The following is a 1,002-nucleotide window of genomic DNA, read 5'->3' as shown; positions in this document are numbered from 1 at the left end:
GTCTCCAGCAGGTTGACGCAGCACACCTGTCGTTTTTCCGGCCAGGTCATTGAGTCTGACTCCTCTGCGGGTATGTCTGCCATCATCTCCTGGTTCTGCTGCTTTATGGCCTCGGCCTGGCGGGCATAGTCGCCATAGATTGCCGTGGCCTGTTCGGCATACCCCTTCAGCAGTTTTCGCTCCGTCAGGGTGAACGGTGACGTAGCCGGAGGGCGGGAAAGCAGCGGTGCCAGTGCCGACGTGTCGTCCAGTCCCGATTCGCTGTAATGGCAGGGAACGGTATCGTCATTGTAAAACACGGCATCATAATCTGTGGGGTTCTGGAAGATCTTCTGGTAATCAGCCGGGAAGCGCTGCCGGTCTTCAAATACCGCCATGTTGGCAAGGAAACGGGCCTGCTCATCCCGGATGATCCGGTTGGTTGCTTCAACGTCTCCACGTTCCAGCCAGCCCGACGGCAAGGTGAACTCATTATCGGCGACGGTGGCATTGTGTATCACCGATAACAGTTGCTCATCCGGCCCGGGTGTTCGCTGATAGTTACCATCGTTGACGCGCTCCTGCGTGATCTGCTTCATCTGCTTGTCCAGAGAGCTGGCCAAACCCCGGAGAACATCCCGAAACGGTGCGGACACCCCGGAGGAACCCTGCAACAGGGCCTTGACCGTGGCGTCCATTTCCCGGGCATTAAAGCCATGGAAAAGTCCGGCCTCGCTGGTTTCTTCCCTGGCAAACCCGGTGGCCAGGATTATCTCGGACCGCGCTTGTGCCAACTGTGAGTACATATTCAGGAACCGGTTGACCAGGTTGTCGATAATGATCTCTCTGGCCGGGTTTTCCCCGGTAGCTTCCGGATTCGTGGTCAGGCCACGGCTGGCATCATAGCTGATGCATTGCTGGGCAAGGCTGCTGATGGTCAGGAAGTTATCCCGGAGCAGTTTGTCCATGGCCCGCAGGCCGTGGGCACAACACACGATCCGTTCAAGCGACCATTCAAGATAA

1 protein-coding gene is annotated in these 1,002 nt (G+C 57.4%); it reads right to left on the bottom strand.

Annotation, left to right across the window (positions count from 1 at the left end):
- The coding region (locus J7439_RS25590) for a hypothetical protein (protein ID WP_209204880.1) at positions 1 to 947 on the bottom strand (947 nt) is incomplete at its 3' end.
- Between the last annotated feature and the right edge of the window lie 55 nt (positions 948 to 1,002).

This window comes from Salinisphaera sp. G21_0 (genome assembly GCF_017744115.1).
Lineage (GTDB): Bacteria > Pseudomonadota > Gammaproteobacteria > Pseudomonadales > Endozoicomonadaceae > Endozoicomonas.
Note: the sequence above shows the minus strand (reverse complement) of the source record. Positions and strands in the feature narration are given on the sequence as shown.